Source organism: Roseateles sp. FW305-36 (assembly GCF_058787015.1).
The window spans coordinates 139,466-154,388 of record NZ_JBYSZK010000013.1; the positions used below are offsets into that span (position 1 = coordinate 139,466).

The 14,923-nt window shown below is 67.8% G+C and carries 13 protein-coding genes; 3 read left to right on the top strand and 10 right to left on the bottom strand.

From position 1 onward, the window contains the following. Nucleotides 1-16: 16 nt before the first annotated feature. From wecB to AC3WOE_RS22215, 10 genes are all read right to left on the bottom strand, one after another. Entirely contained in the window at nucleotides 17-1,153 is a 1,137-nt protein-coding gene (gene wecB / locus AC3WOE_RS22170) for a non-hydrolyzing UDP-N-acetylglucosamine 2-epimerase (protein ID WP_492693566.1), read from the bottom strand. Continuing rightward, on the bottom strand, nucleotides 1,146-2,156 hold the full coding sequence (locus tag AC3WOE_RS22175; protein WP_492693567.1) for an SDR family NAD(P)-dependent oxidoreductase: 1,011 nt from the start codon (nucleotides 2,154-2,156) through the stop codon (nucleotides 1,146-1,148). The genes wecB and AC3WOE_RS22175 overlap by 8 nt, the downstream gene beginning before the upstream one ends. Nucleotides 2,157-2,175: 19 nt before the next feature. Next, nucleotides 2,176-3,048: a dTDP-4-dehydrorhamnose reductase family protein gene (locus AC3WOE_RS22180; protein ID WP_492693568.1), complete on the bottom strand. Its 873-nt coding sequence runs from the start codon at nucleotides 3,046-3,048 to the stop codon at nucleotides 2,176-2,178. Between the two features lie 16 nt (nucleotides 3,049-3,064). Further along, on the bottom strand, nucleotides 3,065-4,282 hold the full coding sequence (locus tag AC3WOE_RS22185) for a glycosyltransferase family 4 protein (protein ID WP_492693569.1): 1,218 nt from the start codon (nucleotides 4,280-4,282) through the stop codon (nucleotides 3,065-3,067). Further along, a complete protein-coding gene (locus AC3WOE_RS22190) occupies nucleotides 4,279-5,319 on the bottom strand; it encodes a glycosyltransferase (RefSeq protein ID WP_492693624.1) in 1,041 nt (346 codons plus the stop codon). The genes AC3WOE_RS22185 and AC3WOE_RS22190 overlap by 4 nt, the downstream gene beginning before the upstream one ends. Before the next feature lie 158 nt (nucleotides 5,320-5,477). After that, nucleotides 5,478-6,671, bottom strand: a complete 1,194-nt coding sequence (locus tag AC3WOE_RS22195; RefSeq protein WP_492693570.1) for a glycosyltransferase — start codon at nucleotides 6,669-6,671, stop codon at nucleotides 5,478-5,480. Further along, nucleotides 6,668-7,948, bottom strand: a complete 1,281-nt coding sequence (locus AC3WOE_RS22200) for an oligosaccharide flippase family protein (RefSeq protein WP_492693571.1) — start codon at nucleotides 7,946-7,948, stop codon at nucleotides 6,668-6,670. Before AC3WOE_RS22200 ends, AC3WOE_RS22195 begins: the two co-directional genes overlap by 4 nt. Then, entirely contained in the window at nucleotides 7,942-9,249 is a 1,308-nt protein-coding gene (locus AC3WOE_RS22205; RefSeq protein ID WP_492693572.1) for a hypothetical protein, read from the bottom strand. Before AC3WOE_RS22205 ends, AC3WOE_RS22200 begins: the two co-directional genes overlap by 7 nt. Further along, on the bottom strand, nucleotides 9,246-10,175 hold the full coding sequence (locus tag AC3WOE_RS22210; protein WP_492693573.1) for a glycosyltransferase family 2 protein: 930 nt from the start codon (nucleotides 10,173-10,175) through the stop codon (nucleotides 9,246-9,248). The genes AC3WOE_RS22205 and AC3WOE_RS22210 overlap by 4 nt, the downstream gene beginning before the upstream one ends. 81 nt (nucleotides 10,176-10,256) lie before the next feature. Further along, nucleotides 10,257-11,543 (bottom strand): flippase, encoded by a 1,287-nt coding sequence (locus tag AC3WOE_RS22215; RefSeq protein ID WP_492693574.1) that lies wholly within the window; start codon nucleotides 11,541-11,543, stop codon nucleotides 10,257-10,259. A 159-nt stretch (nucleotides 11,544-11,702) separates the two neighbouring features. Here AC3WOE_RS22215 and AC3WOE_RS22220 point away from each other — a divergent pair, with 159 nt between their 5' ends. The 3 genes from AC3WOE_RS22220 to AC3WOE_RS22230 are packed head-to-tail and all read left to right on the top strand — an operon-like array spanning nucleotide 11,703 to nucleotide 14,919. After that, a complete protein-coding gene (locus tag AC3WOE_RS22220; RefSeq protein WP_492693575.1) occupies nucleotides 11,703-11,921 on the top strand; it encodes a hypothetical protein in 219 nt (72 codons plus the stop codon). After that, the gene (locus AC3WOE_RS22225; protein ID WP_492693576.1) at nucleotides 11,918-13,882 is read left to right on the top strand and encodes a sulfatase family protein; all 1,965 of its coding nucleotides are present in this window, start codon (nucleotides 11,918-11,920) and stop codon (nucleotides 13,880-13,882) included. The genes AC3WOE_RS22220 and AC3WOE_RS22225 overlap by 4 nt, the downstream gene beginning before the upstream one ends. Further along, a complete protein-coding gene (locus AC3WOE_RS22230) occupies nucleotides 13,879-14,919 on the top strand; it encodes a sulfotransferase family protein (RefSeq protein WP_492693577.1) in 1,041 nt (346 codons plus the stop codon). Before AC3WOE_RS22225 ends, AC3WOE_RS22230 begins: the two co-directional genes overlap by 4 nt. The last annotated feature ends 4 nt before the right edge of the window (nucleotides 14,920-14,923 follow it).

Consider the following 14,923-nt stretch of genomic DNA (forward strand, 5'->3'; position numbering starts at 1 on the left):
CTGAAGGCCGCGGGCCTCAGGCCAGCGGCTTGTGCCAGACCTTGCGGTTCACGAAGCCGGTGTAGCTGATGATGATGCGCAGGATTTTGTCCGAGACATTGGCCGGCGCGTAGTCGTTCACCAGGCGCAGCAGGCGCTCGTCGCCACGCGGCTGGGTTTCCAGGATGCGCAGGCCGTCCAGCACCCGCTCGACGTCAAAGCCCACCAGCATCACAGACCCTTCCTCGAAGCCCTCGGGGCGCTCATGCACCTCGCGCAGGTTCAGTGCCGGGAAGTTGAGGATGGAGGACTCTTCGGTGATGGTGCCGCTATCCGACAGCACGGTCCGAGCGCCGCACTGCAGCTGGATGTAGTCAAGGAAGCCGAAGGGCTTCATGAACTGCACCTTGGGGTGCATGGCCTGGGTGGCCAGCAGGCCTTCGAGGCGCTTGCGGGTGCGCGGGTGGGTGGAGACGATGACGGGCTCGTCGTAACGCTCAGCCAACGTGTTCAGCACCTTCAGCAGGCGCCGCAGGTTCTCGGGCGCGTCGACGTTCTCCTCGCGATGGGAGCTGACGACGAAATACTTTCCGGCCTCCAGGCCCTGGCGCCGCAGCACGTCCGAGGCGTCAATGCCCGGGCGGTAGTGCTCGATGACCTCGCGCATGGGGCTGCCGGTGACGATGACTTGGTCAGGCGGGAAGCCCTCGCGCAGCAGGTAGTCGCGCGCGATCTGGCTGTAGCTGAGGTTGATGTCGGAGGTGTGGTCGACGATGCGACGGTTGATCTCTTCCGGCACGCGGAAGTCGAAGCAGCGGTTGCCGGCCTCCATGTGGAAGATGGGCACCTTGCGGCGCTTGGCCGCGATGGCCGCCAGGCAGCTGTTGGTGTCGCCGAGGATGAGCAGCGCATCGGGCTGGGTCTGCTCCAGCACCTTGTCGACGTTCTGGATGACCAGCGCGATGGTCTCGGCGGCCGTGGTGCCGGCGGCTTCCAGGAAATGGTCGGGCTTGCGCAGGCCCAGGTCGCTGAAGAAGACCTCGTTCAGCTCGTAGTCGTAGTTCTGGCCGGTATGAACCAGCACATGCTCGCAATGCCGGTCCAGTTGGGCGATCACGCGCGACAGCCGGATGATCTCCGGCCGCGTGCCGACCACCGTCATGACCTTAAGCATCGAGGGCCTCCCGGATCAGGTCCAGCTGCAGCAGCACCTTCTTGACGCCTTCGACGTCCAGCCGGTGGGTGTTGTGTGAGGTGTAGTCGTCGATCTCGGAGATGGCCGTCTGGCCCTCGACGAAATACTTGGCGTAGTTCAGGTCACGCGAGTCGGCCGGGATGCGGTAGTAGCCACCCAAGTCCTCGGAGCGCGCCATCTCCTCGCGCGAGACCAGGGACTCGTAGAGCTTCTCGCCGTGCCGGGTGCCGATGATGTTGATGTCGTTGTTCTTCTTCAGCAGCTGGCGCATGGCCTCGGCCAGGTCGCCCACCGTGGAGGCCGGCGCCTTCTGCACGAAGATGTCGCCGGGATGGGCATGCTCGAAGGCGTACAGCACCAGGTCGACCGACTCTTCCAGCGACATCAGGAAGCGCGTCATCGTCGGGTCGGTGATGGTCAGCGGCTTGCCGTCCTGCAGCTGCTGCAGGAAGAGCGGGATCACCGAGCCGCGCGATGCCATCACATTGCCGTAGCGCGTGGCTGACAGCACCGTCTTGGCCGGATCGCACAGCCGCGACTTGGCGACCATGACCTTCTCCATCATGGCCTTGGACATGCCCATCGCATTGATGGGGTAGACGGCCTTGTCGGTGGACAGCACGACGACGCGGCTGACGCCCTGGGCGATGGCCGCGCGCATGACGTTCTCGGCGCCGATCACATTGGTCTTGACCGCTTCCATCGGATAGAACTCGCAGGACGGCACCTGCTTGAGCGCGGCCGCATGGAAGACGTAGTCCACGCCGCTCAGCGCGTCGTGCACGCTGTCGTAGTCGCGCACGTCGCCGATGTAGAACTTGACCTTGTCGCTCTTCAGGGCGATGCGCATGTCCTCCTGCTTCTTCTCGTCGCGGCTGAAGATGCGGATCTCGGCGAAGTCGGATTTCAGGAAGCGCTGCAGCACCGCGTTGCCGAAGCTGCCCGTGCCCCCGGTGATCAGCAGGACCTTGTCTTTGAACATGTCTTTATCTCTCTAGATTTCAGCCGAAGGCGCGCATCTGGCGCACCAGTTCAGGCCAGGAAGGCGGGGCATAGCCGGTCGCCGCGCGGAAGCGGCTCGAGTCCAGCGAGCGGTCGATGACCAGCTTGTCGTCCGGCGCGATGTCGTTGTCGCGGCCGTATTCGGCCGCCGCGAGCTTAAGCAGGCTGTATTTGTCGATGGGATCGGCCGACACATGCCAGGTGCCGCGCAGCTCGGGACGCGGCACGACGAAGTCCTTCATGATGCGGGCCAGCTCGACGGTCGGGAAGCCCGAGAACACCGCCTTGGTGAAGCCGCGCACCGGTCCGTTTTGCGCCAGGAACCAACCGATCAGGCCATGGGCGCTGTTCAGCTCGTGGCCGATGATGGAGGTGCGCAGGGTGACGGCGTTCTCGTAGTCGACCTCGCCCATCAGCTTGCTGCGGCCATAGAGGTCGCAGGCGTCCGACGGATCGGTCTCCAGATAGCCACCCTTCTTGCCCGAGAACACGCAGTCGGTGCTGACGTGGATGAGGCGGGCGCCGGCCACCTGGGCCAGGCGCGCCAGGCGGTGCGGCAGCAGGGCGTTGATGGGGATGGCCGTCAGCGGGTCGTCGGCCTCGGCGAGCTGCTTGACGACGCCGATGCAGTTGATGACGAGGTCGGGGCGCACCTGGGCGAACAGCCGGGTCAGGCCGTCCAGGCTCTCGACGTCGACGCCGGACACGAAATGCACCGTCGATGCCTTGGCCTGCAAGGCCTTCACCGAAGCGAGGCTGCGCACCGAACCGAACACCTCGTAGGCGGGGTCGGCGGCAAAGACGCGCAGCACCGCATTGCCCAGCATGCCGCTGGCGCCCAGCACCAGCAGGCGCCTCTTGTTCTGATCCATCACACCTTCACTCTCATCAACGGCGTGCCGCGACAGCACGCTCGAAATGTCCCACCAGGGCCCGGGCCAGCCGGTCGGGCTCGTAATGCTCAGCGTAATAACGCCGGCCGGCCTCGCCCATCCCTCGCCGCTGCTCGGGCGTCATCGCCTGCAGGGCCTGCACCGCAGCGGCCAGCGCCCCAGCGTCTTCAGCCGCGCTGGCCAAGCCCGCACCGGCGGTCTGCACGACGCGGGCCCCTTCGCCGTCCATGGAAGCAACGATGGGCCGGCCGGCGGCCAGATAGGCCTGTATTTTGCTCGGAACCGTCCGGCTCAAGGCCGGGCCGCCGGTCAGGCTGACCAGCAGCGCATCCGCCTGCTCGAAGACGGCCGGCATCTGCTCGGGCGGCAAGCGCCCGGCCAGTTGCACCTGGGTCAGGCCGCGGGCGGCCACCTGCTCGGCCAGCCAGGCGTCGCGCGCGCCGCTGCCCACCAGCACCCAGCGCACGCCACTGGCGACGCCCAGGCGTTCTGCGGCGTCGAGGACGCAGTCCAGCGACTGCACCGTGCCGAGGTTGCCGGCAAAGACGATGTTGAAGGCCGACGCGTCGAGCTTGAGGGCCGTGGGCATCTGAGGGCCGGAGGCCGCGCGGTCGCCGGGGTTCTCATGCACCTGCACCGGCGTGCCGCCCGCCATTGCCTCAACGGGGGCGACAAAGGCCGGCGACTGCACCAGCAGCAGGTCGGAGCGCCGGTAGATCCAGCGCACGACGACCGCGACTGCAGCCAGCAGCTTCGGGCTCTTCACGAAGCCGGTGATCTGCAGGCTGTCCGGCCACAAGTCCTGAACCCACACCACCAGGGTCGCACCCTTGAGCCACTTCAGCACGACGGCCGCAATGGCCTGCAGGATGGGGCTGGTGCCGTAGACGAAGATGGTGTCGAAACGCCGGCCACGAAGAGCCCAGGGGCCCATGAGGCAGGCGCAGAACAGGAAAGACAGGTAGTTCAGCACCAGCTTTTTCGCGCCGCCCGTGCCGCGTGGCAGCAGGGGCACGCGGACGATCTCGTAGCCTTCGTGGCGCTCGCTCTGAATGCCACCGACTCGGTAGCCGGGGAAGAGCTGGCCTTCCGGGTAGTTGGGCTTGCCGGTCAGCACCGTGACCTCGCAGCCCTGCTCGACGAGGGACTGAGCGACCTCGTTGATGCGGAAGGACTCGGGCCAGAAGTGCTGGCTCAGCAGCAACACCTTCATGCAGTCTCGGCCAGCAGCGCCTGAAGGAAGTCGGCTGCACGGACGGGCTCGAGTGGCGCTTCGGCCACGCCCAGGAAGCGCTTCACGGCGCGGGCGATCGACGTCGCCGAAGCCGGATCGAAGGTCTGCACCGGTTCGCAGACGTCGCGCACGAAATCCAGCTCGCCGGCCAGGATGGGCAGGCCAGCCTGGGTGGCCTCGATCAGCGGCAGGCCGAATGACTCACCCTGGGAGGGGAAGACCAGAGCCTTGGCATTGCGATACAGCGCCAGCACGTCCTCGTGCGAGCGCGGGCCAAGATTGCTGATCTTCAGGCCGTGCTCGGCAGTCTGCGCCTGCACCCAGGCGGCGAGGCCGGCGTCGCGATCGGACAGGGTCAGTGCCAGCGTCGGGCGCAGGCCTTGCTGGGCGAGCAGCTTCCAGGCCTCGACAAGGCTGCGATGATTCTTGTGGGCTTCGCCATCGGCGACGTAGATGAAGTCCCACGCACCGTCCGCTGCTGCGGCTGCGGCGGCTTCCGGTGCGGGCGGCGCGAAGGGCAGCACGCGGATGTCGACGCGCTGCGGCCCATGCCAGTCCTGCACGGCCCTGGCCATCGAAGGCGTCTGCACCCAGTAGCGCGCGACGCGATGCCGCAGCCTGCGCGCGACGGCCTGCTCGCAGCGCAGTCGCAGCCGGGTCTTCCAGCCGAAAGCTGCCAACGACATCTGGCCCAGGAAGAGGCGGTTCTGCTGAAAAACCCAGACCGGGGCCGCGCTCGCCAGCAACGGCGGCAGCCCGTGGAAGCACAACAGGCGATCAGCGGCCCGGGCCTTCGCTGCGACGGAGAACTCAGCGCTCAAGCGGGAACCGAACTCGGCCCGCACCCATTGCACGCTGGCGCCCGGGGGCGGCGTCAAGCGCGCGCGCGCGCGCTCGTCCAGCCAGGCCTCGAGGGGTCGGGCCGGCGGCCACGCAGCGAGCAGGGCCTGCAACAGCACGAAGCCCCCACCGGTATGGACATTGGGCGCATACAGCAACAGGCGCCCGGCCTGCATCGTCACGGTTCGGAACCTTCGCGCAAGCCTGTCTCGCTTGGGGCCTGAGGCAGCCAGGCGCCCAGCGCCGCCGTGCCAGACCTGCTCGCCAGGCGAGCCGCGATCATTTGTTCCTTCATGACTTTCATTGTCTCATCGCCCCTTGCGAAGCGGCCCGATCAGTCTTTGCGGTCGGGCGCTCGAAACGGCTTCACCATCGTCGTCACAAGACGCAGTGCCGCCACGGAATCAACGATGCCGCCATAGCGGCGCGCCCAGCCGCCGGCACGCGGCACCATCAGGCGCGGTACGACGCGGCTGACTGAATGCAGCAGCTCTTCCAGCGAGGCGCGCGCCATCGCCATGGCGACGCTGCCGCTACCGAAGTGCTGGCGGGCCTGCCCCACGGCATCCAGAATCTCGCGGCGGTAGCTGAAGCAATAGACCAGGCAGCGCACATAGATGCGGGCATAGGTCAGGGCCGTCACGTTCAGGCCGGCCACCTGCATGCCCTCCACCATGGAGTAGCCCCAGACCGTGTAGGGCGAGAAGAAGCGCGGCATCAGCGGGTTCCAGCGCAGGCCTTTGAAACGCTTCAGATAGGGGCTCTCGTCGAAGGGCACACGGTCGGTCCGTGCAGCCCCCGAACCCGCTTCACTTCGCGGCGAGGCGCCGGGAATGAAGAAGGGGAAGTCGAGATGAACGACACGACGCGCCACCATGGCGATCAGGATGGCGCTGTAGATGTCGGGACTGACGCCACCAAACAGCGCGCCGAAGCGCGATTTGGCTTCCATCAGGGTCTCGCGGCGCACCAGGCCGTGATAGATGCGCGGCAGCAGCGACAGTCCGCGGCCGACATGGCGCTCGGCGCGGCGCAATTCCAGTTGCGGATCGACCTCGGTGGCACGGCCAGTGGCCGACCAGACGAAGACCTTGCCGCTGTAGGCCGCCCCGAAGTATTTGGAATCCACACCGGGCCAGTAATAGGCGACGCCGAAGCGATTGCCGTAGGGCACGACGGCATCCACGCCGCCCTGCTTCGCCCAGGCTGCGACCTCCTCGATCTGCGGGCCCACCAGGTCATCGTCGCCGGTGAAGATGACGTAGTCACCCTCGCAGTGCGTCAGCGCGAACTCGAAGTTCTCGACGACGTTGGCGTCCTTGGGGCTGCGGCGGTAGTCGATGCGGCCCGTCGACACCTGCAGGCCGGCCACATGGTCGGCCAGTTCGTTGCCGTCGCTGGAGTCGGCGATGACGATCTGGGCGTTGGGTGCGGCTATGCGCGCCGCCGCGATGCAGGCGCTCGCGCAATCGAAGCGGTTGCGCGTCGGGATGACGATGGACAGCAGGAAGGGGCTGATGCTGCTCATGCGCGCTCCTTCATGGCCCGGCCGCACCAGAACGCCATGGCAAAGAAATCGATCGCGCACCGCAGGGCCCAGGCCATGGCCGCACCCGCGGCGCCGTACTGGTTCGCCAACACAAAAATCAACCCCAGGAACACCGGAAACTCAGCGACGTGGATCTGCGCCGCCACCTTCTGCTTGCGCATCGCGTGCAGGGCCGTGAAGGGCACGGCCGCGATGGCACCGAACACCATGCCAGCCGCCAGGATGGACAGCACTTGATGAGCCTCGGCGGCGAACTTCTCGCCCACCCACAGCGCGAGAATGGGCTGGGCCCATATGCCCAGCACGGCGCAGATGGGCACCACCGCCAGCATCACCAGCCAGGCCGAACGCCACAGCACATTCGAAGCGACAGCGGTCTGCGAATGCGCCTTCACCATGGACGGGAAGGTCGCCGTGACGACGCTGGTCGGGAAGATCCAGAGCTTGGTCACGATCTCCTGGGACACCGCGTAATAGGCCACCACCGCCGGCGAGGCCACGTAGGCCAGCACGAAGCGGTCGACATAGCCCATGAAGGCGCTCAGCAGGCTGCTCAGGGACATCCACCCACCACTGGTGGCCAGGCCCTTCATGACCGGGCGGTCCTGGCGCTGCAGCCACACCCAGGGGAACCAGGATTCGCCGGAGGCCACCGCGTAGGCGATGAGATTGGCCAGCCGCCCCAGCACCAGGGCTGCCGAGATTCCGACCAGCGAAGGCCCCCACAGCTTGCAGACCATCAGCGGCGCGGCAAAGGTCCAGACGCCGATAGGCACGCGTACGGCATTGACCAGAGAGAAGTGCCCGTCGGCTTCCAAGATGCCTTTGTAGCCGTTGGACAGAACAAGGGCGGGCACGCCCAGCAGCATGACGCCACCGGCCCAGAGGGCATCGAGCTTCCACGGCGGCGGGTCGGACTGCATCGCGGTGATCAGCAGCAACAGGCCGGCGACGGCAATGATGAGCACGCTGAGAAAGGTCAGCAGCAGCATGGCATTGGCCACGACCACAGGGCGCGGCAGGGCCACGCGGCCGGGCGCCGGGGCCGATAGCTCCTGCGTGACCACCTTGCCCAGGCCCAGGTCGAGCAGGCCGAGATAGCTGGCCACGGCCCACAGCAAGGTCAGCACGCCGAAGCGCTCCGTGCCCAGATCGTGGATCAGCAGCGGGATGCAGAAGAAGGCCGCCACCAGCGGCAGGCCGAAACCCAGCAGATTTGCTGCCGAATCACGCAGCATGCGGCCGCGGCTCAGCATGCTTCCTCCTGCGGCGCCGCGGGCGCGGGGTCGACCGCCGGCAACGGTGCCGGCTCGGCATCTTCCGCCAGCACCCGGCGCAGACAGAACAGCGAGAAGATGCCGGCCAGGAAGGGTCCGGAGAAATAGCCCGTGCCGCGGATGAAACTGCCCAGCAGCAGCACCGCCACCATGCCCACCAACAGCGCCACCAGCAGCTTGCGCCCCGGTCGCACACCTTGGGCCAGGCGCTTGATGAAGGCGATGAAGGCCAGGCTCATGGCCGCCCACAACGTGGCGCCGAACCAGCCAAGCTCACTCAGCACCTTGGAGATGGTGAACGAGCCGTCGTTGTAATTGGCGTCGCCCAGGTTCATCAGCTCGATGATGCGGGTCGTGTCGGTCACCGGCCGGGGCTCGCAGCCCATGCGGTTGAAGCCCAGGCCATAGCCGCCGGTCACGTCGAGGTTCTCGAGCGCATGCTCCCAGCCCATCACGTAGATGATGCTGGACGCGTTCGCGCCGACGTCGGTCTCCTGCACGCCGGCGATTCGGGCCAGGGCGTCGTCGCGATAGGGCGACACCCACACCAGGGCCAGCACGGCCGCCACTGGCAGCACCAACCGCGTCAGCAGCGTGCGCACCCGGCGCACGTGGCCCATGGCAGCCGCGACGCACATCAGCGCCAGCAGCAACAGCACGATCAGCGTCGACGAACTCGACAGCACCAACAGCAGCGCAATGGCGCCCAAGGCCAGCGCCGTCATCTGCCAGCGGCCACTGAAGCCCAAAGCCACCAAGGCGGGCGTCAGTGCTAGCGCCAAATGGCTGGGCTCGGGGAATATGCCGCTCGCACGCTCGTAGGTCGTGCGGCCGTTCACCATCAGGATCAGGTGGTGGATGAGCACCGTCGTGACCACCAGGGCCGTCAACCCCACCAGTACGTTTGCCAGCTTGCGGTCATCCAGGCTGATGGCATTCGACAGCACCGCCAGTGCCCATAGCAGGGCCAGGAAGAGCACGAAGCTGCCCATCGATTTGCCGCCCAGGTCCTGGCAGGGCGTCGAGATCAGCGATCCGATGAAGTGCAGGGACAGCAGCACGCCGGCGCCGAGCACGAAGCGCAAGTTGCGCCCGGTACCGAAGCCGCGTGACGCTTCCATGCCGGCCAGCAACAGGATGAAGAGCACATGCGGCCCGACCGAGGAGCTGTAGCCCTCACCCGCCGCATAGGGGCCGAGGGCGAAGACCCACAGCAGGGCCGTCAACAGCCAGGACTGCCGGCTGGCCTGACGTGGGGTGGCGCTGGCGTTGGCGCTCATCCCTGGGCCCTTCGGAAACGCCGGATCACCGACACGATGCCGAAGGCACGGAAGGCCAAGCCGAACAGGAAGGGCCGCCAGCTCTGACCCGAGACCAGCAGGCGTGGTGCGATGCGGAAGGCTTGGCCCAGGCACTGAGCGCCGCGCAGCGGCCGGCCCGCCTGGGCATGGTTCTTGGCGGCAATGCACAAGGCCTTGGCCGTCGCCAGGTCGGCATCCGCGCCACCGCGACCCTTCCAATAGCCCTGCACAACGCCGCAGATCTCGTCGGCGCGAACCTCGGGCATGGCGCGGAAGGTGGCCGAGCGGTCATGGATGCGGTACTGCGCCAGCGGCTCGGCCACGCGCACAAAGGGGCCATGGTCGACGGCGCGCAACCAGAACTCGAAGTCGGGCACCTGGCGCAGTTCGGGCCGCCAGCCGCCGGTGGCCTCGAACACGCGACGCCGGAAGAAGGCGCCCGGGCCAGGCTGGCAGACCAGATCGACGCGCAGGCGGCGCAGGTCGAAGTCCTCGGTACGGGCCGTGCGGATGACCGTGCCGCGGTTGTCGATCAGCTCGAAATCGCAATAGGCAACGGTCACCTCGGGCCGCTGCTGCAGAGCCGCGACCATGTGGCTGACGGCCTGCGGCGACAGGCAGTCGTCCGAACTCAGATAGGCCAGGATCTCGCCGCGCGACAGGCTCCAGCCCCGGTTCAGGCTGGCGGCCTGGCCGGCATTGGGCTGGGTCAGCACCGTGACCCGGCCTGGATGGGCCGCGGCCACGCGTTCAGCCACCGCCAGGGAGGCGTCCGTTGACCCGTCGTCGATGACGATGTATTCCAGGGCTGCGTAGTCCTGAGCCAGCACGCTGAGCATGGTCGCTTCCAGGTACTCCGCCTGGTTGAAGACCGACGTAACGATGCTGACGAGGGGCTGGGGCATGAAGGGGGCTGCTCGAAAGGCGCCACACGCCTCAGAGAGAGACCGCCATCCAGGCGGCCGTTGAACGAGGCGGGATTGTATTCACACGGTGCCGACCTTCGACCCGTCGTAGCGCCCCGGCTCGCAGAGCCAGAACAGCACCGCAGCATCGAGGGAAATGCGGACGAACCAGGCGACGGCGGCGCCCATCACGCCCCAATGGCTGGACAGCAGCCACAGTGCCAGCAGGAAGAAGGGCAGCTCGATGCAGTGCAGCACGGCAGGCGCCCGCGACCGGCCGGTCGCCTGCAGCCAGGTGAAGGGCACATGGGCCAGGCAGTTGATCAAGATGCCCAGCGCGAACACGCGCAGCAGCGGCGCGCTGTGGATCGACGTCTCGGCACCTATCCACAGCGTCAGCAGCGGCGTGGCAAAGACGGCCAGGGCGGCCGTGATGGGCAGCAGCACGGCAAGAAGAATGAGCACCGCCCGCTTGTAGAGGGCACGCGCCGCCTCGTCCTGGCGAGCGGCCTGAGCCGCGAAGGTCGGGAACAGCACCGCCGTCAGGGCGCCTGGGATGATCCAGAGTTTGGTGACGATTTCCTGCGGCGTCACGTAATAGGCGACAGCGGCAGCCGACACGGTGATGCCGATCATGAAGCGGTCGACATAGCCCATCAGCGGGCTGACCAGATTGCTCAGGGTCATCCAGCCGCCGGAGACCAGCAGCGGTTTCACCCACCCGGCATCCCAGCGCAGGCGGCCGCGCAGCTCCGGCAGGGCCCGCCAGGCAAAGAAGGCATGCAGCGGGGCGGCGAGCACCCGCCCCGCCGCCAGCGCCAGCGTGATGGCCACCAGGTCGGGGCCCAGCCAGACCAGCACCAGCCAGGGCCCGGCGAAGGTCCAGATGCCCAGCGGCAGGCGCAGGTAGTTCAGCACCTCGAACTCGTGGCCGGCCTCGAGCATGCCCCGCAGGCCCGCCGTCGCCACGATGAAGGGCGTGGCGCCCCCCATCACAAGGCAGGCGACGATGGCCTCGCGGCGATCCGGCAGGGCCTTGATGAGGTCGACACCCCAGGGCGCCAGCGCCACCATGGCCAGGCCACCGAGCACGCCCAGGCACAGCATCAGGACCAGGGCCGTCGCGCACAGCCGTCCCATGCGCTCGCCATCGCGCTGCTCGAGCAGGATGGCCAACTGCTGGGTCAGCACCCGGCCCAGGCCCAGGTCGAACAGGCCGAAATAGCTGGTGACGGCCCAGACCAGGGTCAACAGGCCGAAGCGCTCGGCCCCGAGGCCGTGCATCAGCGCCGGGATGGACGCCAGCGCCACCAGTAGGGGCGCGCCGAGGCCGACCAGATTGAAAAGCGTGTGCTTGGCCAGCTTCAAGTCGGGGGAGGCGCGAAGCGCAGAGGAGGGGGCGCGCGATTGTATGAACGGGTTTCAAGCCCGGCGGCCCCGTCCGGACAGGGCCATAGAATCACGGATTGGGTCTTCCTCCCAACGGGTTTTCACCGAAAGCCCGCCTATTGGCTGCCCGAAACAGACATGAAGCCGTCTCCCTCCCTGCTGTGCACTGCCCTGTGCCTCGCCCTCGTCTGCATGCCGGCGCACGCCTATATCGACCCCAATGCCGGCGGCATGCTGTTCCAGCTGCTGGCGCCGCTGTTTGCCACGGTGATCGGCGTCTGGCTGTTCCTGCGCCAGTGGATCAGCGCCCTGCTGCGTCGCGTCTGGCGCCGACTGACCGGGCGCAACGCTGAATGAAGCCGGGCAGCGCCGGCTCCGCCTCCCCTTCCTCACTACCGCCCGCGAGCTTCTTCGCCTGCTTCATTGCGGGCTTCGCGGCGCTGGCCCTGCTGTGGATGCCCTGGGTGCTGTTGAAGCAGGTTGACGCCTTCCTGGGCTTCCAGACGACGGCCGAGCTGCTGCGCGACATCGCACTGGCCTTGCTGGTGCTGGCCATCCCCTCACTGCTGCTGGCGGCGTTGTCCAAGTTGGTCGAGCTGCTGCTCCTTCGCCTGGGCTCCTCGACCGCCGCGGCCCGCGGCATGGCCTGGGCCCTTACCGTGCTGCCCGTCAGCTTCCTGTGCCTCTGGGTGTTCGGCTCGGCCAGCTGGGCCTGGCTGAAGCTGACATTCAACCCCGACATCGCTCTGACCGCCAACATGCGGCTGGCGGCCGTCATCCTCCTGGTGCTGGCCGTCCTCATCGGCTGGCGCTTCGGCAAGCTGACGCGGGTGATGGCCCGTCTGGTGCCGCTGCTGCTGAGCCTGCGCGGGCCGGCGGTGCTGCTGCTGGTGCTGTCGGTCGGCTGGCTTGCCTGGCATCCGCCACGGCTGCTGAGCCAGGCACCTGCGCCCTCAGCCGCGCCGGCCAACGCCGCTGCGCTGCCCGACGTCTATCTGATCACCATCGACACGCTGGCCGCCGAGGACGCCGCGGTCTGTGGAGACGGCCCGACGCGCATGCCGAGGCTGCGCGAGTTGGCCCAGCACGCCAGCTGCTTCGAGAGGCACTACGCCAGCAGCAATTTCACGACGCCCAGCACGGCGACGATGGAGACGGGTGTGCTGCCCTGGACTCATTGGGGCGTGCAGATCGTCGCCAAGATGGCGCCCGCCATGCATGGCCGGACTCTGGCCAGCCAGTTGCGCGCCCAGGGCTACGAGGCCCATTCCATCAGCGCCAACCTGATGGCCAGCCCGCGCCACCATGGCAGCTTCGACGAGTACGACAGCCAGACCATCGCGCCCTCGCCCTCCCTGGGCCTCAAGCCCCGCGTCGCGCTGAGCATCTTTCCCGACACCACCCTGCCCTTCTGGCTGTCCGGCCTGATCCCGCTGCTGGACACGCTGGACGTCCACCTCTTCCCGGAGCGGAGCCCCTTCGCGCCGGAGCTCACCTACGAAGCCGCCCGCCCGCTGCTGGTCAGCAACCAGCGCCCGCAGTTCTTCTGGCTGCACACGCTGCCGCCGCATGATCCCTATCTGCCGCCGGCCAGCACCAAGCACAAGCTGCTACCCGCGGGCGAGCTGGACCATTGGTCGCAGCTGCTGGGGATGACGGGCTATGCCGCGTCGCAACAGGGCCTGGTCGACAAGCACCGGCTGCGCTACCGCGAAGCCATCATGGGCGCGGACGAAGCCCTCGGCCACTTCCTCGACGAGCTGCAGAGCCAGGGCAAGCTGGACCGCGCCCTCGTCATCGTCACCTCCGACCACGGCGAGTCCTTCGAGCGCGGCTATATCGGCCACGCCGGCGAATGGCTGCACGAGGCTGTCATCCGCGTGCCGCTGGTCATCAAGCTACCAGGTCAGCGCGAGGGCCGTGTGGTGTCCACACCCGTCAGCCTTGCCGATGTGGTGCCCACCGTCAGCGATGTGCTGGGCCTACCCGCCATTCCCGGTGTCGACGGCCGCAGCCTCAAGCCGGCCCTGCTGGGCGGCGAGCTGCCCACCCAACCGGTGTACTCGATGGCCATGGAGCGCCAAAGCCGCTTCCAGCCTATCGGCGGGGGCCACTACGCCGTCATCGATGGCTCGCGCAAGCTGGTGCTGCACCTGGCCGCGAACCGGGCCGAGTTGTACGACCTGGTGACCGACCCGCACGAGCTCCACGACCTGAGCAAGACCGAGCCCGAAACGGCCGCGCGGCTGCGCCAGTTGCTGGACCAACAGCTCGCGGCCGCAGAGAAACGGCGCGCTGCGCAGTTCGGCGGGTCATGAGCAGCCCTCTGCACAGCTTCGATGCCGAGCTGTTGGCCTGGCTGAAGGCGGGCGAAGGCTGGGCCTCGCTCGGTCTGGGACAGCGTGCGCAACTGCGCTGGCGCTCGGCCTGGGCGACTTTGAACCGCAAGCTGAGCGAGGCGCGCGTGGCCGAAGCCCCGCCGCTGGCCCCCCCCCTCTTCATCGTCGGCCCCTGGCGCAGCGGCACGACCGTCATGCACGAGCTGCTGACGGCCGCCACCGGCTGGCCCACGCCGCTGACCTGGCAGTGCATGAATGCCACTGCCTTCCAGCTGTTGCCGGCGCCGCCGCACAAAAGCGGCGTGGCGCGACCCATGGACGGGCTGGAGATCAGCGCCCTGTCGCCGCAGGAAGACGAGTTCGCCTTGCTGACCCTGGGTGTGGACTCGGCCTACCGCGGCTTCCTGATGCCGGAGCGGCTGGCCGAGCTGCGACACACGCTGGACCCGCGCTACTGGAGCGAGCATGAGGCCGAGTGGCTGCCGCGCTTCGAGCGCTTCATGGCCGGCGTGCTGGCCTCCAGCGGCCAGGCTGGACGGCGCCTCATCCTCAAGTCGCCCAACCACAGCTTGCGCCTGCCGGCGCTGCTGAAGCGCTTCCCCGAGGTCCAGGTGGTGTGGATGGTGCGCGATGCGGCGACCGTCTTCCATTCGAATCGCAAGATGTGGCAGGCCATGTTCACGGAGCACCGCTTGACGCCAGGTGCCGCGCGGGACCTGGACGCCTTCCTGGGCACGGCACTGCAGGGTTGCGCGCAGGTGCTGCGGCAGTTGCAGGCCGAACTGCCGCCGCAGCGCTGGATCGCCGTCGAGCAGGCGGCCCTGGCGGCCGATCCACGCGCCACGGTCGCGAAGGTGATGGGCCAGCTGGGCTTGTCATCCGCCCCGCAGGCCGCGCTCGAAGCCGCGCTGGCGCGGACAAGCCAGGGGCGTATCGAGCGCTACGAGCAGCCCGTGTCGGCCGCCGCGGCCGCGGGGGTTGCGGCGCTGGATGCGGCCCAGGCGCGGCTGACCTGAAGCC